Genomic DNA, 24,620 nt, shown 5'->3' on the forward strand with positions numbered 1-24,620 from the left:
TCCGTTCGGTGTTAAATAACGAACTACGGCGTTTTATACCATGAATTTCGTATCCTTTTAATAATAATAAATCGGCAAGATATGCTCCATCCTGTCCGGTTATACCTGTTATTAGTGCTACTTTTTTGCTCATTTAAAGATTGTGATATGTAAACGATAAACTTTTCACAGCTTGTGAAATTACCAGCTTATGAATATTAATTAATTATTGTATTATGAATAAAGTCTATTAAAAAGCATTCTTATCACCTACCAGTGTTTTCCAAAATGTAAGGAATATAATCCTCAAATCTAATAAAAATGTCCAATTTTCGATATACCAAATATCATAATTCACTCTGCTTTTCATCATTGACGGTTCCGAAGTTTCCCCTCTAAAACCATTAACCTGAGCCCAACCAGTGATACCCGGTTTAACCAAATGCCTTACAAGGTAATTCTCTATTATTTCCTTTGATTCAATATTTAGTGGTGTGGGGTGTGGCCTTGGCCCAACTACAGACATGTTCCCGATAAATACATTTGCAAATTGTGGGAATTCATCAAGACTTGATTTACGTAAAAAGGCGCCTACTTTAGTTATTCTTGCGTCTGATTTTTTAGCTTGCTGATATTTGCCGTTGTTTAAATTAATATCCTTTGAATTCGTATACATAGAACGGAATTTAAAGCATCTTATCTTTTGGTTCTTTCTCCCCCATCGTTCTTGCACAAAAAACACAGGACCGTCAGATGTAAGTTTAATAAGTATAGCAATGATTGGAAATAACCATGAACATATAAATAATAAAACAAATGTGCTAAAGATAATGTCGAACAGCCTTTTAATAGTTCTTAAATGAATATCGTCTAATGGTTCATTTCTAATGGTTATCATGGGAAAACCATTATAAACACCGATATTATATTGTGAACTGATTAGATCATGATAGGCCGGTATAATACGCAGCTTTACGGCATGGTTTCCTACAATATTTGCAATGTGTTTTATTTTATGATGTGCAGTATTTGGAAGGGCAATTACAACTTCATCTACATCCGACATATTATTAGTTATATAATCGTCTATGTGGTCAATTTTACCAAGATATTGTCCATTTAAAGCAGCCTTTTTTTCATCATCTAAAAAACCAACTATTTCGTAACCAAGATGGATATTTTTTTTAATTACGTCTGAAAATTCTAAGCCAATTTTACCAGCACCAACAATTAAGATCTTTTTTTTGTGAACACCGGTATTGTGTAAAAAGAGCATTAGTTTTTTATACAGTATTTTTTCTAATGGTATAAATATTGACAGTAAACCTATATATATAACTAAGAACCGCCTTGTATTATAGGTTTGATGCGCCGAAAAAAAGAATAGTACAACTAGGCAAAACTGAATAAATATACCGTTAGCAGTTTTATATAGGCTCGCTAGGAAAGTTCTTGTATCGAAGTTGTCACTATGATTGCCACTTGATGAAAAATACCAACCAATGATCAAAATAGGTAGCATCCATAAATTAAATAATGCCAGATGAGACTTATAAATGTACTCGAGAATTACACAAGCTAGTCCAAAACTTAATGTTAAAACAAAGGCTTCATTGAAAAATCTGAAAAAATTAAATTGCTTTTTATGCCGTAAATTCATACATAAATACAGAAAATATAAATTTTATGATTTTCATTATAATAGGATAAAGTTACTTATTATTTTAATAAAAAGCACAAGACGTTGACATAATTTTAATTTTTTCGTGTGATATGGCGTCTTTGTCAAATAGTTGTCTAAGTTTATACCCAACAAACGGCTATGATGATCAGATACATTAAGTACATGTAAAATTAATGTTCAAATAAATACTTATTTCTATTGCTAGTATACGATTTACTATATTTGTTTTTGATAGGAAGGATTATATACACGTTTTATTTGCAAGTAATTATTATGAACAACACATTAACACATAAAATTGATATTGCCGGAATTGGAATTAGTAATTTATATTTCAACGAGGCTATTCATGTATTAAACAGTGCAATAAAAGAAAGTAGTAAGATTCGAGTGTGTGTAACACCTGTCAATTGTTTGGTATGGGCACAGGATGATCAAAAGTTAAAAGACCTATATAATACTGCTGATATTGCTTTTTGTGATGGTGTACCTTTGATCTGGATGTCGAAATTTTTGAGTACTCCAATAAAAGAAAGAATTACAGGACTTGACCTTTTGCCTAAGTTTGCTGAAAAGTGTGCAGAAGAAGGCCACTCAATGTTTTTACTTGGGGCAAAGGAGGGGGTAGCAGAAATTCTTAGATCAAAGTTTGAAACAGACTACCCGAGAATCAAAATTGTAGGTGTATATTCTCCGCCTTTTGCTGAAAGATTTTCTGATGAAGAGAATTTAAAGATGATTAATATGATCAATACTGCAAAGCCTAATGTACTTTGGGTTAGCCTTACCGCACCAAAGCAAGATTTTTGGATATTTGAACATTTAGATAAGCTCGATGTTAATATTGCAATAGGCGTGGGTGGAGCATTTGAGGTTTCTGCTGGTTTAATTAGTAGAGCACCTGTTTGGATGCAAAAGCGTGGTTTGGAATGGCTATTTAGATTTATTAACGAACCTAAAAGACTTTTTAGAAGATATTTTATTGAGGCGCCCCTAATCTTTCCACACATTTTGTCACAAAAGTTAAGGTAATTAGAGAAGCACTACACTTCGTAGCATTTAATTTGCTATTTACGTTTTGCCCGTTTAAATAAAATATTCTTTGATCCTTTATCAAAAGAGTATTTATCCGCCCAATTTAACAGATCAAAACCTTTTTCTGAACTTTTCAATATTCGTGTCATTATGTATGTTTTTTTAACTCCGATTGGTTCGCTGTAAGAATTACTGTCTATTGATCCATAAAGTCCTATGTCATCTGCGGTACTTGAAAGTAATAAATTCATCTGCTTTTCTGAGGTTGAAGCCATAGTATTTTTTTTAACAATTATGTTACGAATAGTCCCCCCCGCGGGGTTGTTATCGTGATCCAATATCAATTGAACTTTATTATCATATAGAACATTGTTTGTTATTGTTATATCATGCGCATTATGTATTTTAATTCCATGCCCGGATATATTTGACACCACATTTCCAATAATACTTATAACTGACGTACTATCATCGGCGTAAATGCCCTCAGATGAAAAAGCTGTTTGACTATTTGTGCCGAGTGGAGCACCAACTCCATACGAAATAGTATTATTTATAACTTTTCTATCTTTAAATTGCGGTCTATCTAAATAGATACCTCCTCCATCATCCACCGTCATTGTAAAATAAGAAATGGTATTATTCTTAATCAGTGCATTATTTCCGTTTAATTTTATTCCGTCATATCCGCACTTAGTTATCTTGTTATCAGTGATAATGATGTTGTCACCGTAAAGCTCTACTGCTGAATATCTTGTCCCCATCCCAGGAATCAAACCTATGTTTGATATAATATTGTTTTTAAAAATTCCATTTGGGCAGTTTTTCCCATTTATTCCGATGTTATTGCAGTAGTTAATTTTATTGTTTCTAATCTCTATATGATTCCCATCTTCTATGATTCCATCCTTTCCGGAGTATTTAAGTTCATTACTTGCAATAATTACACTATTTGAATTGTCAATTTTTAAGATGGAAGTATTAGAGCCTTGTAAGGTTAAGTTTTTAATAACAATAAAGCTCCCCTTTACATTTACCAGTTCATCAGTTTCACTAACCTTAACAGCGTAATTTTTTGGATTGTTGATTCCGAAATACATTTGTATCTTCTTTTTAACGGGATTATAACTCCATTCGCCCAATTGATCGAGTGTGCGTGAGTCATTTTGAATGAAATAACCAAAACCATCTCTAAATGGATAATGAAAGAGTGTTGTATAAGTTAATTTATGAGATAATTGTGATAATATTGTTCCTCGATCAAGTATCCAATTTGTTCGTCTTACCACTATTTCGGCGCCCGTCCAGTTAATTGAGTCACTTAGTTCATTATCAATAATTGAATTATTTCCTGCATGCGATTCATAGGTTAAATATCCGCCATTTGCACTGTTTATGTTTGGGTAACGGCCTATAGCTTTTTGACGGTTGTTAACTAAAACCATATTTAATGTAGATCCAACCAAGGGACAGTCTGACTCCCATATACCATCTCCTAATTTTTTCCAATCTGAAATTGGAACGAAACCACTAATAATTGGATTTTTGCCAGATCCATAAGCGCTAAATGTTATGAAGTTATTTACATCCCCGTTAAGTTTGATATTTAAATGTCCATTAAAAGTTTCATTACGTTTAAATAATATTTTATCACCGGGCCTAAAACGGAAGCTATTTACTTTTTCCAGAGTTTTCCAAGGACTAGTTATGTTGTTCCCGCTATTTAAATCGTTACCTAAACTAGCATCTACATAATACGTTGAATTGGTTTGTGCTAACAGATTACAAGGAAAATATGTAATACAAAGAAGGAAAAGCAGGCAGGAAAGTATAATTTCATTACGATGATGAACTCTGCTTTTTTCATTGGTCTTGGCTTTCTTCTGGTCTTTACAAATTGTTTTCATAATAGAACTAACTAAAATGTACTGTTAGTATACAAACTATGAATGGACTTCAAAAATTGTCTTACTTACAATATTTTCGGTGAAATTTCTACAAACATTATTGTATACATCTATTGAAAAAGATGGCCATGATTTATCATTCCATATTTGGAGAACTTTTTTTGCATAAAGTTCAGGATCAAATCGTTCAACAATTAATTGTTTTTCTGAAATTACCGAACTGTTGAATCCAATATCGCTTGCAATAGGTACAACGCCTACACTCATAGCTTCTGTTAAAGAGTTGGAATGACCTTCCCTTTTTTCAACAGTTGGAAAAATAAAAAAATGCTTTTGTTTTAAAATTTCTACTAGTTGTTTGTGTGCAGTAGGGGGAGTGATCTTAATATAGTTTGCTAAATTATAGTTGTCAATTAACTTAATTAAAGAATTTCTATAACCAATTTCTCCGCCACCAATAATCTCTAATGAAAACCCTATATTCTTATTTCTTAATATGTGGCAAATTTCGATTATAAACTCAATATTTTTTGAAGGTGTGATTCTACCAAAATAAACTAATCTTATATCATTTTCCAACTCTCGCAAGTTTGAATTATAATTATCTAAGTCCTCATTTAAAACATAATTGGGATAATAATAGAATTTGTTGACAGTGAGCGTATTCAAAAACGACACATACTCTTTTCCCTGACATAACACCTTATTGGAATTTTTAATAGTAGCCTTAAAAAACATACGATATATGAATGTTCCGGATTTATAAGCTTCAATCATACCGCCAGCCCTTATCTCATATACAGGGTTAACCCGAAGACATCTGGAAAGAATTACCAATAGATATTCAAAATAAATAAGGTAGTTATAAAAGCCAATTATGTGTGAAGATTTTTTCCCCTTCGTTTTTATTAGTAATACGCAAAAGTGTATAATCGATAAAAAAAGTTGGAATGGATAAATTATGTTTCTTAAAACTGGTGTTTTTAAGGGATATGGTTTCTCAACTATTATTACATTAAATTGAAGTTCTTTTAAAATGGCTACTGTTTTCCTATTTCCGGATTCCCCACCACCAATAATATCCTTCTTTTTTGCTCCTATTGAACCATAAAAAATAACCGTGCCGTCATTTGTCTTTTCCAATTTGTTATTTAGTTAATATAAAAAGTAGTATTAATTAGTATTTATGACATTGTATTGATTACCCGAGCCGGATTGCCAACAACTATTGAATGAGGAGGGATATTTTTGACAACCACAGATCCTGCACCTATGGTAACGTAATCCCCTATAGTAATGTCACCTATAATGCACACATTAGCTCCAATCTCAACATTGTTCCCAATAGTGGGGCTTTTTCCATTTTTTTTTGCGTTGCCAATTGTTAAACATTGTCTCATTGTGCAATTGTAACCTATTATTGAATTTTTGTTAACGACAATTGATTGTCCATGATATACAATTAATCCGCTTCCAACTTTTGTATGCCAAGGCAACTCAATCCCTAACAGCCATTCAACAAAAAACCTATAAAAAAGTAGATATGGAAACAATATATATTTTAAGTATTTCTTTGAAGAGATGGTATGTGCTAATCGAAATAAAGAAGTAATAATTTTGCCTTTGGTATTGTTATTATTTCTTTTCCAATCTTGAAAGATATAAGACATATTATTTATTGTAAAATTATTATAACTATTTAGATAAAATTTCGCTAAAGAAGGTATGTATTCTGTTACCATAAATTTTATAATCAAAGTTGTTAATTGCAAATTTGGTGGTATTAGTACATATAGTTTTATATAGATGCACGTTAGTGCTTAAAAGTTTAATTTTTTCGCTTAAACTGTTAAAATCGTCTGGAGTATAATATAGTACGTTATAGTAATCCTCCAAAAGAGATCCAACTTCACCAATTTTAGAGGTCAGTATAGGCTTACCACAAAACATATATGAGGCAACCTTGGTAGGGAATCGAGATTGTGACCGTATGTCATCAGCCAAAGGGACAATATAAAAATGTGCATTTTTACATTGATTCATTAGTTCGTCTTCACTAATATAACCAAGTAAATTTATGTTCTGAAAAGGGTATCCAAATTCGGCAGCATTGTTGATAATTTTATTTAACGAATCTTGATTATAGGGGCCGGATATCGTAAAATTATAATTATAGCCATTTTTGTAGGCTAATCCAAGACCCTTAATTATAAAAAGAATGTCATGTAAATATCCATCAACGAGCCCCATCCAAAAGCAATATTGAGAGATGTTTTCTTTTACAGGTGTTAGCCTATTGAATTTTTCAGCATCTTCTAAAACTGGTATTAAAATAGTAGTATAGTTAGGAACAATGGCCTTAATAGTTCGATCAAGCTTATTAGAAATAACAATTGCGCCATCGGTCCACTTGATGAGGGGACCTTCGTTGATGATTTTTTCAATCTTACGATTTAAAACAACGTGATTCCATTCGTTTATCTCCTCTATAACTTTTATTCTATATAATTTCGATAATAATATCGTTATAACGTTAAAGATTTTGCCTTGGGCACAAATATATATTATATCAATTTTAGGATCAAGCTTGGAAATAACATGATGTAATCTAATAATTCCTTTTAGAAATAAAAGCAATTTCTTAAGGTTACTATTGATTTCTTCAGTATGGCCGTGCAGATATAAAAAGTCAATGCCCTCATATTGGCCTTTAGGTAGTGTATTATACTTGTTAAACAAAAAGCAATTTGTATAGACACAAAAATGATTACCTTGATTAATTAAAGCTTTAGCAATCATCTTAATTCTGTTTGCTGTTGCTGTCCCATGAGGAAAACCGGTAACGCTGGTTATTAAATTAATATTCATCTACTAACTAATCATTAATTGTTTTAATTATCGTGCAAGGATTACCAGCTGCTATTACATTTGAAGGAATGTTTTTAGTAACAACGCTATTTGCGCCAATTACGCTATTTGCACCAATTGTAACTCCTTTAAGTACTATAGCGTTAACACCAAGCCAAACATTATCTTCGATAACTACCTCTTTAATTAGGCCACTTCTTGGATCATCCAAATGCCAGTCAGAATCAGTAATTAAAGTATTGGCGCCGCACTTGACATTATTACCAATCTTAATGTTCTTAAATGATCCTATTACAGTGCCACTCAAACCACAGTTATCTCCAATTGAAATAATTGCCATAGGTGTTAAGGTTGCAAGGGTACATGGCCTATTAATTCCTATTAAATTATAAACCGGTTTAGAGATAAATTTGCAATTGTTTCCTATGCTTATTTGGCTCCCCGGTGTTCGCTTTATTTTTATAAATCCCCGGGTTTTTATATTCTCCCCAACCTTTATACCCCACCAAAATAAGTTCATTTTATTGATAATTGAACTAAACGCCATTTTCAATGATTGTAAAGCTTCATCTATCAAGTGAGGAAGGGCATCCCGATTAATTTTCCATTGCTTCATCTCAAATTATGCAATTATAAATTTTAACTAAATCATCAGTAATACCTATTGGATCATGCCGTTTAAGTGCTCTTGTCCTTGCATTAATGGACATTCTTATTGCGTTCTCATAATTGTCTTTGCATTCTAATATTGCACCAGCTAATGAATAATGATCCCCATCCTGTACTAAAATACCTTCTTTGTTATTTTCTATCAAACTATTTGTTCCGCCCGCAAAAGTTGCTATAATAGGCATACCCAAAATCATAGCTTCACATAAACTGTTTGGGCTATTTTCAATATGGCTTACCTGGCAATATAAATCAACATTTAAAAATGAACTTATAATCTCTGTTTCGTTTTTTTTACCGGCGAAAATTATGCCCGTCAACTTTAAATCTATCCTTAAACTTTTTTCCACTAGCTGCACTATCTTGCTATCTTTATTAACCCCCACTACAATCCACTCAAAAAGAAGGTTGGTGTGCTTTTTAAGCAGCATGCAAGTTTTAACAATTGTTTCAAACCCTTTGTATAGATTATCACCGGCAGTAGTTATTATTTTAAATGAATTATCGGAACGTTCAAGGTTATTTTTCCATGCAGCACTGTAAAATGAATCCCTCAATATTTCATTGTTGAAAAAATACTTACTACCAGGTGCTATTACTTTGCTTACTCTTCTATCCCAGTCTGTGCGGCCAATTAAATTCTTTGTTAGATGCATTATCTGCGTTTCTCTTTTTGCCTTAGCTAGAAAGTTCGCATATCTATAACTGTATGAATTCAATAATAATTTACTGGAAATTTTTTCGTTTTTATCCGTTGCTTGTTTTGAAATTCCTGAATAGTATTTTTCAATGTACGGATTAATTAAACCTTGAATAGATATCACAACAGGAACGGTGGTGATATCTTGTAATAATCCAAAGCATTCTTCAGTGCCATGTATATGTATTACATCTGGTTTAAATTGATTTATAATTGGAGTAATTTGCCGAAGTATAAATTCGTTATCTTCATAGTTAACTAGTCGTTTCCAAAATCTTGATATCTTTGAGCCGGTATTTTTTTGAAATATTGGATAAAATTCACATGAATCAAATGTGAATTTTTCAAGCTGTTCACTATGTAAAAAAGCAATTCCTAACTCTATATCGGGTTTAAGCTCTGTCAATTGTTTTTGTAAAGAAACTAACCAACCACCTACTGGTGACTTATTACCCAGTTTTTGACCAGCAGAGCATGGTGTATTTGTAAACCATAATACTTTCATAATTGCATTTCATTAATGTTACGCTAACCTTTTTTATATATAACCATACTGCTTTTACCACTGGCAATATTAATGATGGAATAATATAATGCGAGAAAAATAAGTATGATAAAAAAGTAATTGACATTACGGACAAATTGAATCTTATATTGGTTTAACATTAAAAAGAAGAAAAATAAATTGAAACCAAATAATAAGTCAGTCACTATACTAAACTTGGCCTTGGATTGCTTATAAACCCAAATGCCTTTAATTATACTGTAAAATATAGTAATTAATAATAAGGCCATCCCTACAGGCCCCCATATAACCATTAAACTTAAATACAAATTGTGATAATCCGGATAGGTGAATTTGGTATTGTCGAAATGAACTGCATGATATTCATTTCTTGTTGGATAATAGCCTTCACCTATAAGGGTAGATTTTTTAGAAATTTTATAAAAACCATATTCATACACAACAGCTCTGTTGGTCTCTTGTCCATTTAGGATTTTTTCAAGCGAAACATCTTCAATCTTAAAACTCGCTTTACGTTTAAATATATTGGCATTTAAAAATGAGGGAGGGTTGATAGCCAAAAAAATCAATAACGATACAATCGGTGCGATTATATAATAAAGCTTAATTTTTTTCCAGTAATTTAATGTAATTAGTACTATTATGAGCGGTAGTAATAAAATAGAAGATCTTGTACCAGACAGCGCAATTGCAATTAATGATATTAATATTGTTAAAATTGCTGCAAAATGCACCCCTTTACCAAGTTTTCTGATTGAACCGCTTAAAATGCCAGGCAGTAATAAAGCAATGATGGATAATGAATATTCGCCATAAGCTTCAAAATTAAGTAGTGTACCTGAGCTTCTAAATACACCTAATTCAAACGTTGCATTTTCTCTATAGGATGGTAATAACGCATTTCCTGGTATGAATGAATATTTTTGATTTATTGAAACAAGGAGCATATAAGAAGCACATATAAAAATGCATATGATCAATCTTTTTATATCGTAAGTGGTTAAAGAGATCTTACTGAAAAGATATACCAGTAACAGCATAAAAAAGAAACAGTAAGTTGCAATTATTTTAGGTATAATTTCAAAGTGTGCTTCACCTACAAACACGCACAGGCACTGAATAATAAAAAGAGAAATTAAAATAATGATTATGTTACGGCCCAAAGTGGAGCTTGGAAGGCTATAATCCTTAATTTTGGGTGTAAAGAAATAAAGTATAAGTGATAGCCCTCCTCCTAATATAAATATCCCTCCAACTTGTGAGCCATATGTAAAATGATTGCAAGCCAATAGTTGCAACAAGAAAGAAAAGAAGTCTCTTCTATATAAGCTGCTATACAGTATACCCACTATAGGAATAAGGAACGAAAGGCCGATCGTAGTTATAGCTTCAAAAGAAAACGAGCCACATATAATAAGTAATATAATTTTTATAATTATTAAACTTAAATTTTCGGGCTTATAGGTATTTATAATCATCCAAAATGTTTTAGGCTAGTTTTTCTTTGATTATTTTTTTGTATTCAAAAGGTGCTGCTATTAAACCATTGAAGTTCGCAATAATTAACCCCATGCTTATTCCAATTATCCCTAATTGCAATTTAACAGCTAATAGGTAAGTTATAGGAATGAATACTATCATAGTTATTATGGAAATATAAAATTGTGTTTTTAATTTGCCTAAACCATTTAAAATATGAACATATATCATCCCGTAAGTCATGGACGATATATATAACATAATACCTATACTCGTTACAAATGGGATTTTAACCACGTCATGTAGCCAAACTTTATATATTAAGGGAGAGATTATTAGAAGAGCAATAGAAAATACAAAAAAATATCCCCAGATTTTCAATAAGTTTTTTTCCGTGCTTTTAATCCATGAAAAGTCCTCTTTAATATTGGCTTCAGTAACAGCACTCCAAATTGGTGCCATAATAATTCCAAAAACCATCATTACAACGCTGAATAACTTATAAGCTATATTGTATTGTGTAACATTGGTAGGTGAGAAGTAGCGACTTATCAAAATATTGTCAGACTGATATTGAATAATTCCAGCAAGTTGTATGATGAAAAATTTGCCACCTATACTCATTATACTCTTTGAACTTTGAAACGAAACCTGCTTTAAGGATGGCATTAAAGCCTTATTTTTAAAAAAAAGATAAAAGTTAGCTCCTAATAATGAGATTAATGTTCCAGAAAAATAAGCAACGCCCAAATTTAATAAGCTACCGGTTGTAGTGTATTTAAAAATAATGATAAATACAAATGAAAGTATATTCCCTATTAAAAATGTTAGTGAGACATTTGCAGTTTTTTGAAATGCATAATTTATGGAATTTATGAGCTGAAGAACAAATTGTACGCTGAAAAAAATAACCAAAATATTCATTAGATTTCTAACGTCTATTCTATAAGCGCTCGAGATACCTAATATTTCATCATAATTAATAAAGTGATTGACAAACAAAAATACACCACAAATAATTGATGCAACAATTGTAAGTGATGCATAAGAAGTGCTAATTAATTTCTTTATAGTAATATTATCTTTTATGGCTATTGCTGCAGATAGTTGGTTCCGCAATCCATTCCCTAAACCAAAGTCAAAAAAATTGAACCACAGGATCATTGAACTAACTGTAAGCCAAATGCCGTATTTCTCCGGATTTACATAATTAATAGTAAATGGAACAATAATTAAGTTAATTATTATACTGATACCCTTAATTAATAGTGAAGAAATTACATTCTTTTTTGCTGTTAAGGTTCGTTCATGGCCCTTATTGAGGAACAATGATATTTTACTTTTAAGTGATTCAACCATAATTTGCATATATTAAAATCAAATCAATCATATGAACTTTAACGAGCAGGAAAAAATTACCCATAATATTCTTTGTACCATCTGATGAATTTTTCTATTCCTTCCTTTATGGAAGTTGTAGGTTTATAATTGAAATTGTTGATCAGATCATCAACGTTAGCCCAGGTTGATGTAACATCACCGGGCTGCATACCTTTATAATCAATTATAGCTTTTTCGCCCATGCTTTTCTCAATTTCACCAATAAAGCTCATCAGTTCAACAGGGTTGTTGTTGCCTATATTATATATACGATAAGGAGCAGTTGAACGTGACGGATCCGGATGCTTGGAATCCCAGTTTTGATCAGGTTGAGCCGGACTATTCATTACATTAATGATTCCACTTACAATATCATCTATATAGGTAAAGTCCCTTTTCATCTTACCATGATTGAATACCGGAATTGGCTCTTTCTTGGATATAGCTTCGGCAAATAAAAAGTATGCCATGTCAGGCCTTCCCCATGGCCCGTAAACAGTAAAAAATCGTAATCCCGAGGTTGGTATTTTATATAAGTGGCTGTATGTATGCGCCATTAACTCATTAGCTTTTTTACTGGCCGCATATAATGATACCGGGTGGTCAACATTGTCATGTACAGAAAAAGGCATAGTTGAATTTAACCCATATACACTTGATGAACTTGCATATACAAGATGCTTTACAGGATTGTGCCTGCTAACTTCTAATATATTTAAAAAGCTCACCAGGTTTGATTGCGCATATGCATCGGGGTTAAGTATGGAGTAACGGACACCGGCCTGTGCGGCCAGGTGTACTATTACATCAAACTGTTCCCTATGGCAAAGAGACATAAGTTCACCCTTACTCTCAATGTTCATACGAATGAAGCGATAGTTACTGTACTTGGTACTTGTAACTTCGCGATGCCAATTAACGTTAACTTTGTCTATTCCGCATTCTGCAAGCCGCGCATATTTTAGCTCAATATCGTAGTAGTCATTTATGTTATCGACACCAACAACAGAAATGTCTTGCTCAATTAATTTTTTAGCTAAATGAAAGCCTATAAAGCCAGCTGTTCCGGTAATGAGTACTTTCATAATGTTATTAAATGATAACGTTTACGATACTTTGTATTAAAATCTTTTTAAGAATCCTTTAATTTTGTCACCGATGCTTTCTTTGGTTTTGTCGGCATATGAATTGTAATAGCTGTTACCGTAGCTATTACCATAACCATAGCTATAACCATAGCTGTAACTGAAATTCTCTTTTTTGATACCATTGAATACCAGGCTATATTTAGGCAGCCTTTTTGATTCATCAATTTCATTAATGAAATCAAGTTCCTCTTTATGTGTAAAGCCCTGGCGTATCATATATAAAGATGCATCAACAACCCTTGCTATAATCAATGCGTCTGTTACAAGGTGTATCGGAGGGGAGTCGATTAAAATATCATCATAGCTCTTTTTGAGCTCGTTAATTAATTTATCAAGCGTATCTTTCTCAAGTAGCTCAGAAGGGTTAGGGAGAATTGGTCCGCAACCTAAAACATCAAGCCCGGTCATGCCAGAAGGCTGTATTAGTTTACTTAAATCCAATGTTTTTTCAGACAAATAATCGCTAATACCCGGGTGCTCCGGAGATAAATTAAACACACCAGATATTTTAGGCTTGCGAAGGTCCATTTCCAAGATAATGGTTTTTCTTTTTGCATAGGCAAGCGTTACAGCTAAGTTAGAACTAACAAAACTCTTTCCCTCGCCACTAATGCTGGATGTAAACAAGGTAACACGTCCGCTGTCATTATTGTCATGGAGATGGAACAAATTGGTTCTTAATACACGGAACTGTTCACCAATTGCAAATTTGCCTCTGCCCTCAGTAACCACTATTGGCGTGCTTGATTCCTGATAAGAGAGTTCACCAATAACTGGAACGCTTACAACATCTTCGATTTGTTTACGATGCATAATGCGTTCATTTAATGTTTCCCTAGTATAAATTAAACCAATTGCCCCCGCCATACCTAATATTAATGCTAAAGGATATATTATAGCAGGCTTTGGCCATTTAGCTTTGCCGGCATGGGCATCGTCCACAACTTCAGAATCTGAGATGGAAGATGCATACCTTAAAGCAACTTGCTCTTTCTTTTCTAACAGGAAAGTATAAATTCTTTCTTTACTTTCTTGTTCCCTTTTCATAGAGTTGTATTTTCTATCCTGATCCGGAATTTTTTTAAGTGATGTTTGTATACCATTATCAAATTTATTCATTTGACCCTGGGTCGCTATTAAAGAAGCTTTTATAGAGCGAATCTTCTCCTTAAAAGCATCGCGTAATGAAGCTATTTGTTTATTGATAGGATCAAACAAAGGATTTGTTTCTGGGGTAGTAGCCAATAACTGTTGGCGCTCTAACTGAAGCGTAGTAAGTTTGTCATACAAGCTCATAAGGCTGGGGTCTTGTAGATATGCACTTGTAGCAGGTAGCTTCTCGTCGTTTTGAGGTGAATTAGCCCATTTGTCTAATTCTTCAATTATTTTTAATTGTATAACAACGTCATTTTGAGCCTTAGTATTTGCTTGTTTAATATCTCTGAAACCTTGGGCTTGCGAAAATATGTCAGTCATTCCCTGGCTGCTTTTATATTGCTCAATATTAATTTCAGCGATACTTAAGCCTTTATTAATGGAATCAAGGCGGGAGTTGATAAAGTTAAGCGTGTTTTGTGCTTCTTTTCCTTTGTCAAGAATTGCATCCTTTTGGTAAAGGGCCATTAATGAATTAAGAATGTCTTTCCCCCGAGCGGGGATCTCATCTGAGGTTGATAAGTTTACAAATGGGGCATCTTTGTTTTCCAGTTCAACTTTAACCCTCGTTTGGTAACTATCAGAAACAAGATCAGGATCTTGAACTTTAATGTTTATTTTAGCTCCGATATAACTGTTTATATTTGCGGTAGGAAGTAATGTCCAGGTGCCAAAATCGCTTTTTATTGCGCTTGAAAATTTGTAATTTTTATCTCCATTATCTTGGTCTATAAGCGTAAAAGATTTTTGATCCTTTATTAGGATCGATAATTTTTCGCCCTGTCCATCAATGGAACCATCAGCTTTAATAAATTTGAATTTTATTGGGCTGTTTTTATAAAGCTCGACATTTTTACCAGACTTCTTTTCAGTGTACGAAGCCCATAATTCGAGATCATTAACTACTTGGTACATTAACTTTTTAGATTGCATTACTTCAATCTCATTCTCGACAATAATAGGTTTGTTTATTGGGTCAAGCTGTTGCTCACTGCCACTTTTATTTACAACAGTACCGTCTGAACTTGTCGGGGTTTTAAACTCAAGAGTCGCTAAAATTGGATAAGTAGGATTGGTGCGCTGTATATAGAAATATGCAGCCAATATTCCTAATGCACCACCTAAAATGAATAACGGCCAATGAAAAAGATATTTTTTAAGAAGTTTACTTGTGTCCGTTGATGAACCATCTGACGAAGGCAACGTAAAAGCAGTTACCTGAGTGTTGGTGTTTTTCTTGCTCATTGTGTATAAATTATCTTTGTAAAAGAATAGCTATTATTGACAAAACAGATACTATTAAACCTGCTCTTTGGAAAGTTGAACCATTATCTTCAGATCTTGCACGATTTGGTTTAACATACACAACATCATTGTTTTTTAAGTAGTAATAGGGCGATGTAACAAAACTCTTGGAGGTTAAGTCTATTGGTACGTAAGTTCTTTTTCCTTCAAATTCTCTGATCAAAAGTATGTTACGGATACCTGTGATATTTAGGTCGCCGGCGCGGCTCAATGCCTCAGTTAGCGAAATGCGCTCATTAATAATGGTATAGGTGCCTGGGTTTTTAACATCGCCCAGTACAGATATTTTAAAGTTTTGTATACGCACATTAACATTAGGCTCTTTCAGATAAACAAGTAATTTGGCCTTTAACATTTCTGCTATAGCGAAAGTAGTTAAACCAGTAACTTTTACAGTGCCAACACTCGGTAATGTAATCTTACCATCGGGATCTACTAAATAGCCTACAACAGCATTTTCTTCAGCTCTGTCCAAATTGCTATTGCCATATGGTCTTTCAAGGTTATAATTAAAGATAGCGGATGCCTCGTTATTTAAACTTGTTACATGTATGCCTAACAAGTCTCCGGGCTGAATAGTTAACTGAGAATAGTTTTCAATATTTTCTGTTGTTATGCTATCCCTGCTAATGTTTTGAAAATAGGGTATGTTTTTATAACTGGTACATGAAGAGTTTGTAAAAACAAAAACTATTAATGATAAGAATAATAAATGCTTTATGTTCATATTTGGAAATTTGAAAATATATTGGTGAGATTTTTTGACATGATCATATATGGTGAATTCATTTTAAATGAATGTCATTTTTAACTATTAGTTACTTTAAGTTGAGTGAATTCAATGAAATATTAGCGGCGTAGAGCAGGGTGATGATTCTGAAATGATTATTGTTATTTGAAAAAGAAAATGGCATTTTAATCGTTCGCATAGCTCTCAATAATATTTATATTGTGCGAAAATAGGGAAATAAATGTGAAAATAGTGTGAAATTTATGTTTTTTTTAACATTTAAATTTAATGTAGCGCTTATATTTACGAAATTTTTATTTTTCATTATTGCTTGATATTACGTAAATCTTTAATCATAAATTAATATGCCTATACCCGGTAATGTATTAGCAAATGCTGATGACCTTGGCTTAAATGCATCTGTTAATAAGGCTATACTACATTGTTTTGAAGAAGGATATATTAATAGTGCTTCGGTTTTAACTAATACAATAGGGTTTCAAGAAAGCGTGCAACTTATACATACAAGCTCATGCATGCATAATTTAGGTGTACACGTAAACCTTGCCGAGGGTAGGCCGCTTACAAATATTAATAGACGTTATTTAGATGCCGAGGGCAATTTTGACATAGTTAAAACAGGTAAAAAACTTAACTTTTTTAATAATGAAGATAAGCAGGGCTTTATAAAAGAAATACATGCTCAAATAAACCTGGCAATTGCAAATAAATTACCCGTTATCCATCTTGATTCTCATTATCATTTACATACCTTGCCTGGGTTTTATAAATTATTTATAAAGACTGCCCGACATTTTAATTTAAAATTACGTTTAGCACAAACTTATAAAGAAAATAGCTACGTTAAATTTTTATATCGGCAATATATTAACCGTATTATAGTTAATAACAAACTTGGCTATTCGACTTATTTTGAAACAGTCGACAAGTTTTTAGCAAAACAGAATGGTCACCAAAATAACTTTGTTGAAATTATGCTACACCCTGATTTTGATTTAGAAGGAAATATAACTGACCATTTTGACAAAGACTCGATGCTAAATTGGATTAATTTTGTAAAACGGCAGGAATAGTATGAAGGTGTTGGCTTTTACGATGCCTGCCTTTAGTTACAGAACGGATTTTTAAATTGGATCAAGATAACTTCTGTTGAAGTTCATTATTTATTTAAAGTGTAAAAAACCTACTAAATTGTCTATGTTTTTATAAATTATTAGAACAAGATTAATTTTATCTATAAAATTTATAATTTTAACCCTTGTTATATAATTTTGAATTGATGGTTTATTAAGTAACACAGTTATGAAATCATAAATCAGATTTAGTTTAAATTTCGTAATTTGAATTTTTGATTAACATTGGCTATTAATAAAAATTATTTATAGCTTAAAACAGTAACTTGTATTTATATAAATGTATTATATTATCATATCCCGGGCACAAGCTATTACTATTTCATAAAAATGAATAGATACGAAACGTTAAGATTATTTGACTATTCAATTTTTACCTCAAGCTTAGATCAATTTGATCAAATTAATCAGGAGTCGAAATGTGTTATCAATACGCTTAACCAATATTCTTATATAATTGCCGAAAAGGACGATACCTTTAAAAGGGTACTAATGGAATCTGATATGCTTTTGCCTGATGGCATTGGTATAGTTGGTGCAGCTAAAATTTTAAAAGGAAAAAAAATAAAAAAAATAGCAGGAGCCGACCTGCATAAGCATATATTAAAAAAGTTAAGCACTACAGGTGGTAGCTGTTTTTACCTTGGGTCATCTGAAGAAACTTTAGATGGGATAAAAAAGCGCCTGGCCATTGAATACCCCGAAATTAAAGTCGGTACACATTCTCCGCCATTTAAAACCGAGTTTAACGATGCTGATAATTCGCTTATGGTAGCCTCCATAAATTCTTTTAAGCCGGATGTTTTATTTGTTGGAATGACCGCCCCTAAACAAGAAAAGTGGGTTTTTATCAATAAAAATAAATTGGATGCCAATGTTATATGTTCTGTTGGCGCTGTTTTTGATTTTTATTCGGGCACTGTAAAACGGCCAAGTAAATTTTGGATAAATTTAGGTTTAGAATGGTTTATTCGCCTTGTAAATGAGCCTAATCATTTATGGCGAAGATATTTGTTATATGGGCCTGTATTTGTTTACCTGGTACTTAAAGAGAAGCTTATTCTGCTGTCTAATAAAAAAAGATATATTGACGAATCTCATTAATATTGTTGCTTATTATTGAGTCCGAATCTTCATTTCGTTATCTTTCTGTTGTTTTAACCGCTGAAATAATAAAATGACTATCAGCAAAAAAATCACTTACCTTATTATACTTGTTTTTTTAGGTGTATCTGCTTATGGTGCTTTAAAATTTTTGGCTGATGCCAGTAAGATTAATCACAAAGTATCATATACGGTATCAAAGCCAATTAATATAGAAGGGGTACACGATAAAGTTATCAGCGGCCTTGATATAACTGGTTCTGGCAAAGATTGTATAAAACTAACCCATTGTTATAACATTACCATAAAAAATTGCCGTATCCGCTTTTCAAAAGCAAATGGGGTAAATATTTTGTTCAGTAAAAATGTTACAATTACTAATTGCTATTTTGAAAATACAGCCGCAGGTGTTTATGCGTATAAAAGTGAGGGAATCAAAGTAATTAACAGTCAGTTTAAGAATATGCAGGGCCCTTTCCCAAAAGGACAAATAGTGCAGTTTGATGAGGTGCATGGTAATGGTAACAGGGTTAATTTTAACAAATGTCAAAATATATTGGGTTTAAGCCATCCAGAGGATGCTATTAATATGTATAAAACTAATGGCACTCCAAATGATCCTGTGCAAATTATTGGTAACCAGATACGTGGAGGTGGGCCAAGTAAGATAGGTGGCGGCATTATGCTGGGCGACAACGGCGGATCTTATATGTTAGCTAAAGACAATATCCTGGTTGATCCTGGCCAATATGGTATGGCCATTGCCGGAGGGACTAATATACGTATCATCAATAATAAAATATTCGGCAGGCAACAATCCTTTACCAATGTTGGTATATACGTATGGAACCAGCATAAATCAGTTTGTGCTTTAAATACCGTAAGTAATAATAAGATACGATGGACAGATTCAACCGGTAAGGCAAATGATAGCTGGAATAATGGCAATTGTGGTAAAGTTATCGGCTGGGAAACTAACATTTGGGCAGCAAATATTAATGCCAATATCCTTCCTGTTAACATCATTAACCAACAATAGTTATTGTTAACGCTTTATATAAATTTGTAATTTACCAATAAGCATGAATCCCTATCTGTTGTTTATGAAAAGCCTAATCAATAATTAAAAATGGTATCCTTTATAAAAAATAAAGTGCAAACCTTTTTGAACGTTGGTCATGAGCGTACTTTAAAAATAAAACGGAACATTATTTATACTTTTTTAATAAAAGGTATAAGTGTGCTCATTAGTTTTATGCTGATACCCTTAACAATTAACTATCTTAATAATACCCAATACGGTATATACATCACCATTGCTTCCTTAGTTGGATGGATAAGTACCTTTGATATAGGTTTAAGTAACGGCTTACGTAACAAACTGGCACACGCCTTAGCATTAGATGATTATGATGATATGGTTAAAGATATCAGCACTACCTATGCGCTGTTGGTTTTGATCGCATCGGTAATATTTATCGTATTTTTCATTGCCAGCACATTCTTTAACTGGAATGATCTGCTTAAGGCACCGTCATCTGTTAATTTCAGTATATGGCCTATACTAATTATTACACTGACAGCCTTCTGTATTCAATTTGTATTACAGCCTATCAACAGTATATTAATTGCTATACATCAGCCATTTAAATCGTCTTTAATTCTATTGATTGGGCAGGTGTTAACTTACATACTTACCTACGGTTTAACACTGTATACTACCAGTAACCTGTATTTATTGGTTTTGGTAGTAACCGGGGCACCGGTTTTAGTCCTGTTGTTGGCCAACATTTTTTTATTTAGTACAAGCCTGAAAGCGTTTGTTCCAAGGTTTAAGGCAATCTATTTGAAACAGGCAAAAAACCTGCTGAATATTGGCGGGGCCTTTTTCTTTATACAGATGGGGGCATTGGTAATTTATGAAACAGACAACATTGTAATTACCCGGTTACTTGGTCCACATGAAGTTACTACCTTTAATATCCCATTTAAGTATTTTTCAATTATCACCATTATCTTCACAATAATAATAACACCATACTGGAGCGCATTTACCGATGCTTATGCTCGTGATGATTTCGATTGGATAAAGCGATCTGTCAAAAAAATGAGAATGCTCTGGCTGGGCTTTGCGTTGCTTGCTATTATTCTTTACCTTTTTTCAGGAATATTTTATAAGCTTTGGATTAAAGAAATGGTTACAATACCTGATGCACTTTCACTGGCCATAGCTATGTATACCATTGTTCAAACCTGGATGGTTATACATATTTACCTACTTAATGGAGTTGGCAAATTACGTGTTCAGTTAATATTGGTTTTATCTACAAGCATTATTAATATACCGCTTTCTATACTTTTAATTAAGGGGATTGGTTTGCCTGGGTTGGTGATCGCCAACATTCTGGTAATCTTTATAATGAACATTTTTATTACGTGGCAATGTAAACTGATCATAGAAAAGCGGGCTGCTGGCATCTGGAATAGGTAATAAGTTTATTTATGGCTGCTTACCGCATTAGGCGATAGTGTTGACTAAGCTATTTAAGGATTACTGCCACCATCATATTACCTAAAAAGTTAAAAGGCAAGAGTAAGCCATAAATAATTTTAGCTGCAGTTAACTGCATAGATTTAGGGAGTTTGCCAGCAATTTTAAAAACCATCATGCTGTGATCCCAAAATCTCAGCACCTTAATTAATTTATAATCTTTAAGCAGAAAACTATTAACAGCTTTGGTAATGCTCTTTTTATTCCAGCGGTAAACAAAATTTAATGCGCCTTCGTGTTCCTCCCATTTGGTGCCAATAAGGTTACCTATTAAACTTTCGTAGGGTTCTATAACAATTACCGCCTTTTTGGCCACTCTCAGCATCTCGGTAAACCCCGTAACGGGTCTTGGGAGGTGATGCAATCCATCCTGAACTACTACCAGATCATAAGAGTTATCAGGGACATCCAGGTTTTCACCATTAAGTATTAACGTGGTTATCTCTGGATCGAACTGGTTGCAAATTTTTAGTGAATTTTCAGAAATATCAGATACCGTAACCGATTTAAAACCATATTTTTTTAAAAAGAGCCCTTCGCCACCTACTCCTCCGCAGGTGATTAAAACGTTCCAGCTTAAAATGTTTGCATGATGCTTTTTTAAAACGTCGAGGCCTTTTAACAACCTACGATCTCTTATATAACGAGTTAGCGGATCCTTAGTTATATGAAAATTGAACTCGGATTTCTGTTCAGGTGCATAAAATTTTTCAAAAGCATTTTGTTGCTGTTTAACCTGTTCAATCATTTCCATTCACTATTATTTCAGGTTACAAGGTATAAATTATTTGGCCAATTCAAAAAAGCGAAATACGTAACCGGGTAATAGGAGCGGATTTTTTGAGTTGATGGAACATTTTGCATAATTTATTATTCCTCGCTTTTTTAAACATTAACAAAGACCATAGCCAATCAGTAATCTATTTTTAACATGACTAAAAATGATTTACTATCTTGCCACCCATCTATTATTGCTGCCATGAAAAAATTATTGCTATTTATACCCATTTTGTTTGTATTGTCATGCAAACAAAATGTTGCTGATAGCCCCGAGACCAAAAAACTTAATGGACTTGCCCGTGATTATGTAACATTAGGCCTTACAATCGGCCAATATGATAAAGATTTTGTTGATGCCTATTATGGCCCCGATTCTTTGAAACCTGCAAAACCTGCCGGTGAAGTTTTCCCGAAGGATAGCCTGCTGGCATCAGTGAACAGTTTAATGAATGATTTAAAGGTGGTAGCTGGCTCGGGCAGTATTGATTCAAACCGGATGCGTGCCAACTGGATGTATAATCAACTACTGGCCTTTGGCCGCCGAATTAGGATCTATACAGAAGAATATAGGTCATTTGATGAAGAATCTAGAGAGCTATTTGGTGTAGCAGCACCAGTATTTGCAGAAGAACACTATCAGGTCGAAGTGGATAAACTGGATAGCCTTTTACCTGGCAAAGGTAAAGTGAATGATAGGTTCCAGAAATTGGCTAACAAGTTTGTTATTCCTAAAGAGAAACTGGATGTAGTAATGAAAGCTGCCATTGCCGAAGCCCGTAAACGCACACTTGCTCATTATAAATTGCCGGCAAAAGAGAATTTTTCGCTTGAATATGTAACCGATAAACCCTGGAGTGGCTATAACTGGTATAAAGGAAATTACACAAGTGTAGTCCAGATCAACACGGATACCAAAATATTTATTGACCGGGCTATTGATGTAGGTAGTCATGAAAGTTACCCCGGCCATCATGTATACAATACATTGCTGGAAGAAAAGCTGTATCATGATAGGGGGTATGTTGAAGTATCGCTTTATCCATTGTTTAGTCCGCAATCGTTAATTGCGGAGGGGAGTGCCAATTATGGAATTGAGATTGCTTTCCCGGGAGATGAAAAGGTAAAGTTTGCTAAAGACATATTGCTCCCGCTTGCCGGCTTAGATACTACTGGTATAGCGTTGTATTTTAAAGCGTTGGCCATTAAAGGCGAACTTAACTATGCACGAAACGATGCTGCAAGGGGTATTATAAATGAAACCATGTCATGTGGTAAGGCGTTGACATGGCTCAAAAAATATTGCTTAATGAATGATGAAACTGCCGAAAAATCGCTCAGCTTTATTAAAAAATACCGCAGTTACGTTATTAATTATAACTACGGCCAGGATCTTGTAAAAAGCTATATAGAACGTAATGGCGGCACCGCAAAGGCTCCCGAAAAACGTTGGGAATTATTTGGCCATCTGTTAAGTAATGAAATGAACCCGGCCGACCTTGAAAAAAAGTAAGCAGTTAGATCTACAATAATTTATTTTGCCCTGTTTTACCAAAACGGTAGCTGAGGCTCACCTCGTTGGTGGCATTATTAAAGCCCCCAAAGTTATTTGACGATGTGCCAAACTCATAGCTGTAACCTACTTTAAAGTTGCTTACGTTTACGGAAAGGATACCTGCCAGCTGTTTTTTGGTATTATAGTTAGCGCCTACGCCAAAAGTGTTTTTGAGATAGAAGGTCCCCGAAAAATTAAATATGGCTTTTGATCCGCTCAATGCAGATACCAGCGTGGCCGGCTTAAAGTTAATGTCATCGTTTATTTTACTAATAAACGCGGCCGAGAAATAGTAATGACTTCTCAGATAATTGGCCTGTAACACAGATGCCGTACCCAGGTTGCGAAAGCTTAACTCCGGTACTGATACACCGATGTAGTAATTTTCGCCGTAAAACATTACCCCAAAACCTATATTAGGCTTGGTCTCTCGTACATCGTTGCTAAAAGTTGGATCTGACGGATCAAGTGTAGAATAATTGGCTACATAGTTTCTGATACCCGCGTTAATAGATACCGACAAATAGGTTTCGCCTGTTAACTGTATTGCTTTGGCAAAAAAAGCGTTTATTTCGGTTTGGTTCTCCACAGCAAATTTGTCATTCACAACAAATACACCTGCCGATGCATTAATAGATTCTATGGGTAAGCTAAGGCTCATCAGTAAACTTGTTGGGGCTCCCTGTATACCTACAAACTGCCTTCTTCCCAAAACATTAATACTGCCCGCCTTGTCCAGTAAGGAATAGGCCGGATTTACGGGTGTAAGATTATCAGCATATTGGTTATAGTTGAACGTGTTTTGCTGAGCCATAACACTGCTGCCGGTAGTTACCAACAGTAGGGTTAAGCTTATCAGAAAGATGATTGGTTTTATTAGAGTGTATTTGTTATTCATTATTCGCTCTGCTATT

Annotated in this window: 21 protein-coding genes; 6 read left to right on the plus strand and 15 right to left on the minus strand. The window is 33.5% G+C overall.

The window, feature by feature from the left end; genetic code table 11:
* Both WC743_RS14110 and WC743_RS14115 read right to left on the minus strand, forming a co-directional pair.
* Positions 1–133, minus strand: a 133-nt coding sequence (locus tag WC743_RS14110; RefSeq protein WP_373013049.1) for a GDP-mannose 4,6-dehydratase, incomplete at its 3' end; no start/stop codon positions are given.
* Between the two features lie 96 nt (positions 134–229).
* Positions 230–1,639 (minus strand): undecaprenyl-phosphate glucose phosphotransferase, encoded by a 1,410-nt coding sequence (locus WC743_RS14115; RefSeq protein ID WP_373012734.1) that lies wholly within the window; start codon positions 1,637–1,639, stop codon positions 230–232.
* A 297-nt stretch (positions 1,640–1,936) separates the two neighbouring features.
* On the opposite strand from WC743_RS14115, the gene WC743_RS14120 reads away from it, so the two are divergent.
* On the plus strand, positions 1,937–2,695 hold the full coding sequence (locus tag WC743_RS14120) for a WecB/TagA/CpsF family glycosyltransferase (protein WP_373012736.1): 759 nt from the start codon (positions 1,937–1,939) through the stop codon (positions 2,693–2,695).
* Between the two features lie 35 nt (positions 2,696–2,730).
* On the opposite strand, the gene WC743_RS14125 is transcribed toward WC743_RS14120, so the two are convergent.
* The 11 genes from WC743_RS14125 to WC743_RS14175 are packed head-to-tail and all read right to left on the minus strand — an operon-like array spanning position 2,731 to position 16,562.
* Positions 2,731–4,605, minus strand: a complete 1,875-nt coding sequence (locus WC743_RS14125; RefSeq protein ID WP_373012738.1) for a right-handed parallel beta-helix repeat-containing protein — start codon at positions 4,603–4,605, stop codon at positions 2,731–2,733.
* A gap of 36 nt (positions 4,606–4,641) precedes the next feature.
* A complete protein-coding gene (locus WC743_RS14130) occupies positions 4,642–5,748 on the minus strand; it encodes a glycosyltransferase family 4 protein (RefSeq protein ID WP_373012740.1) in 1,107 nt (368 codons plus the stop codon).
* A gap of 41 nt (positions 5,749–5,789) precedes the next feature.
* Positions 5,790–6,347, minus strand: coding sequence for a serine acetyltransferase (locus WC743_RS14135; RefSeq protein WP_373012742.1), 558 nt, complete (start codon positions 6,345–6,347; stop codon positions 5,790–5,792).
* The gene (locus tag WC743_RS14140) at positions 6,301–7,473 is read right to left on the minus strand and encodes a glycosyltransferase (RefSeq protein WP_373012744.1); all 1,173 of its coding nucleotides are present in this window, start codon (positions 7,471–7,473) and stop codon (positions 6,301–6,303) included. Before WC743_RS14140 ends, WC743_RS14135 begins: the two co-directional genes overlap by 47 nt.
* Positions 7,474–7,480: 7 nt before the next feature.
* On the minus strand, positions 7,481–8,089 hold the full coding sequence (locus WC743_RS14145) for a DapH/DapD/GlmU-related protein (RefSeq protein WP_373012746.1): 609 nt from the start codon (positions 8,087–8,089) through the stop codon (positions 7,481–7,483).
* A 1-nt stretch (position 8,090) separates the two neighbouring features.
* Positions 8,091–9,347, minus strand: coding sequence for a glycosyltransferase family 4 protein (locus WC743_RS14150; RefSeq protein ID WP_373012748.1), 1,257 nt, complete (start codon positions 9,345–9,347; stop codon positions 8,091–8,093).
* A 23-nt stretch (positions 9,348–9,370) separates the two neighbouring features.
* Positions 9,371–10,846, minus strand: a complete 1,476-nt coding sequence (locus WC743_RS14155; protein ID WP_373012750.1) for an O-antigen ligase family protein — start codon at positions 10,844–10,846, stop codon at positions 9,371–9,373.
* 10 nt (positions 10,847–10,856) lie between these two features.
* Positions 10,857–12,206: an MATE family efflux transporter gene (locus WC743_RS14160; RefSeq protein WP_373012752.1), complete on the minus strand. Its 1,350-nt coding sequence runs from the start codon at positions 12,204–12,206 to the stop codon at positions 10,857–10,859.
* A 56-nt stretch (positions 12,207–12,262) separates the two neighbouring features.
* Positions 12,263–13,312: an NAD-dependent epimerase gene (locus WC743_RS14165; protein WP_373012754.1), complete on the minus strand. Its 1,050-nt coding sequence runs from the start codon at positions 13,310–13,312 to the stop codon at positions 12,263–12,265.
* Between the two features lie 36 nt (positions 13,313–13,348).
* Entirely contained in the window at positions 13,349–15,775 is a 2,427-nt protein-coding gene (locus WC743_RS14170) for a GumC family protein (protein ID WP_373012756.1), read from the minus strand.
* Positions 15,776–15,785: 10 nt separating this feature from the next.
* Entirely contained in the window at positions 15,786–16,562 is a 777-nt protein-coding gene (locus WC743_RS14175) for a polysaccharide biosynthesis/export family protein (RefSeq protein WP_373012757.1), read from the minus strand.
* Positions 16,563–16,930: 368 nt separating this feature from the next.
* Between WC743_RS14175 and WC743_RS14180 the strand changes: the two genes are divergently transcribed.
* The 4 genes from WC743_RS14180 to WC743_RS14195 all read left to right on the plus strand — a co-directional run bounded on the left by WC743_RS14180 (position 16,931) and on the right by WC743_RS14195 (position 21,314).
* The gene (locus WC743_RS14180) at positions 16,931–17,659 is read left to right on the plus strand and encodes a ChbG/HpnK family deacetylase (protein WP_373012759.1); all 729 of its coding nucleotides are present in this window, start codon (positions 16,931–16,933) and stop codon (positions 17,657–17,659) included.
* Positions 17,660–18,049: 390 nt separating this feature from the next.
* Positions 18,050–18,823: a WecB/TagA/CpsF family glycosyltransferase gene (locus tag WC743_RS14185; RefSeq protein WP_373012761.1), complete on the plus strand. Its 774-nt coding sequence runs from the start codon at positions 18,050–18,052 to the stop codon at positions 18,821–18,823.
* A gap of 73 nt (positions 18,824–18,896) precedes the next feature.
* On the plus strand, positions 18,897–19,862 hold the full coding sequence (locus tag WC743_RS14190; RefSeq protein ID WP_373012763.1) for a right-handed parallel beta-helix repeat-containing protein: 966 nt from the start codon (positions 18,897–18,899) through the stop codon (positions 19,860–19,862).
* Positions 19,863–19,952: 90 nt separating this feature from the next.
* Positions 19,953–21,314, plus strand: a complete 1,362-nt coding sequence (locus WC743_RS14195; RefSeq protein WP_373012764.1) for an oligosaccharide flippase family protein — start codon at positions 19,953–19,955, stop codon at positions 21,312–21,314.
* A 49-nt stretch (positions 21,315–21,363) separates the two neighbouring features.
* Here the strand turns inward: WC743_RS14195 and WC743_RS14200 are convergent, their stop codons facing one another.
* Positions 21,364–22,128, minus strand: coding sequence for a class I SAM-dependent methyltransferase (locus WC743_RS14200; protein WP_373012766.1), 765 nt, complete (start codon positions 22,126–22,128; stop codon positions 21,364–21,366).
* Between the two features lie 225 nt (positions 22,129–22,353).
* Between WC743_RS14200 and WC743_RS14205 the strand changes: the two genes are divergently transcribed.
* Positions 22,354–23,664 (plus strand): hypothetical protein, encoded by a 1,311-nt coding sequence (locus WC743_RS14205; RefSeq protein WP_373012768.1) that lies wholly within the window; start codon positions 22,354–22,356, stop codon positions 23,662–23,664.
* A gap of 10 nt (positions 23,665–23,674) precedes the next feature.
* Here WC743_RS14205 and WC743_RS14210 read toward each other — a convergent pair whose 3' ends face one another.
* Complete coding sequence (locus WC743_RS14210) at positions 23,675–24,604, minus strand: PorP/SprF family type IX secretion system membrane protein (RefSeq protein WP_373012769.1); 930 nt, start codon at positions 24,602–24,604, stop codon at positions 23,675–23,677.
* Positions 24,605–24,620 lie beyond the last annotated feature (16 nt).

The organism is Mucilaginibacter sp. (genome assembly GCF_041660805.1).
Classification (GTDB): Bacteria; Bacteroidota; Bacteroidia; order Sphingobacteriales; family Sphingobacteriaceae; genus Mucilaginibacter.

Excerpts from the sequence above, each read along its gene's own strand:
- WC743_RS14120 (WP_373012736.1), top strand. The coding sequence starts at position 1,937 with ATGAACAACACATTAACACATAAAATTGATATTGCCGGAATTGGAATT.
- WC743_RS14170 (WP_373012756.1), bottom strand. The coding sequence starts at position 15,775 with ATGAGCAAGAAAAACACCAACACTCAGGTAACTGCTTTTACGTTGCCT.
- WC743_RS14180 (WP_373012759.1), top strand. The coding sequence starts at position 16,931 with ATGCCTATACCCGGTAATGTATTAGCAAATGCTGATGACCTTGGCTTA.
- WC743_RS14210 (WP_373012769.1), bottom strand. The coding sequence starts at position 24,604 with ATGAATAACAAATACACTCTAATAAAACCAATCATCTTTCTGATAAGC.
- WC743_RS14155 (WP_373012750.1), bottom strand. The coding sequence starts at position 10,846 with ATGATTATAAATACCTATAAGCCCGAAAATTTAAGTTTAATAATTATA.
- WC743_RS14135 (WP_373012742.1), bottom strand. The coding sequence starts at position 6,347 with ATGGTAACAGAATACATACCTTCTTTAGCGAAATTTTATCTAAATAGT.
- WC743_RS14145 (WP_373012746.1), bottom strand. The coding sequence starts at position 8,089 with ATGAAGCAATGGAAAATTAATCGGGATGCCCTTCCTCACTTGATAGAT.
- WC743_RS14185 (WP_373012761.1), top strand. The coding sequence starts at position 18,050 with ATGAATAGATACGAAACGTTAAGATTATTTGACTATTCAATTTTTACC.
- WC743_RS14205 (WP_373012768.1), top strand. The coding sequence starts at position 22,354 with ATGAAAAAATTATTGCTATTTATACCCATTTTGTTTGTATTGTCATGC.
- WC743_RS14125 (WP_373012738.1), bottom strand. The coding sequence starts at position 4,605 with ATGAAAACAATTTGTAAAGACCAGAAGAAAGCCAAGACCAATGAAAAA.
- WC743_RS14150 (WP_373012748.1), bottom strand. The coding sequence starts at position 9,347 with ATGAAAGTATTATGGTTTACAAATACACCATGCTCTGCTGGTCAAAAA.
- WC743_RS14200 (WP_373012766.1), bottom strand. The coding sequence starts at position 22,128 with ATGGAAATGATTGAACAGGTTAAACAGCAACAAAATGCTTTTGAAAAA.
- WC743_RS14160 (WP_373012752.1), bottom strand. The coding sequence starts at position 12,206 with ATGGTTGAATCACTTAAAAGTAAAATATCATTGTTCCTCAATAAGGGC.
- WC743_RS14140 (WP_373012744.1), bottom strand. The coding sequence starts at position 7,473 with ATGAATATTAATTTAATAACCAGCGTTACCGGTTTTCCTCATGGGACA.
- WC743_RS14115 (WP_373012734.1), bottom strand. The coding sequence starts at position 1,639 with ATGAATTTACGGCATAAAAAGCAATTTAATTTTTTCAGATTTTTCAAT.
- WC743_RS14165 (WP_373012754.1), bottom strand. The coding sequence starts at position 13,312 with ATGAAAGTACTCATTACCGGAACAGCTGGCTTTATAGGCTTTCATTTA.
- WC743_RS14195 (WP_373012764.1), top strand. The coding sequence starts at position 19,953 with ATGGTATCCTTTATAAAAAATAAAGTGCAAACCTTTTTGAACGTTGGT.
- WC743_RS14175 (WP_373012757.1), bottom strand. The coding sequence starts at position 16,562 with ATGAACATAAAGCATTTATTATTCTTATCATTAATAGTTTTTGTTTTT.
- WC743_RS14190 (WP_373012763.1), top strand. The coding sequence starts at position 18,897 with ATGACTATCAGCAAAAAAATCACTTACCTTATTATACTTGTTTTTTTA.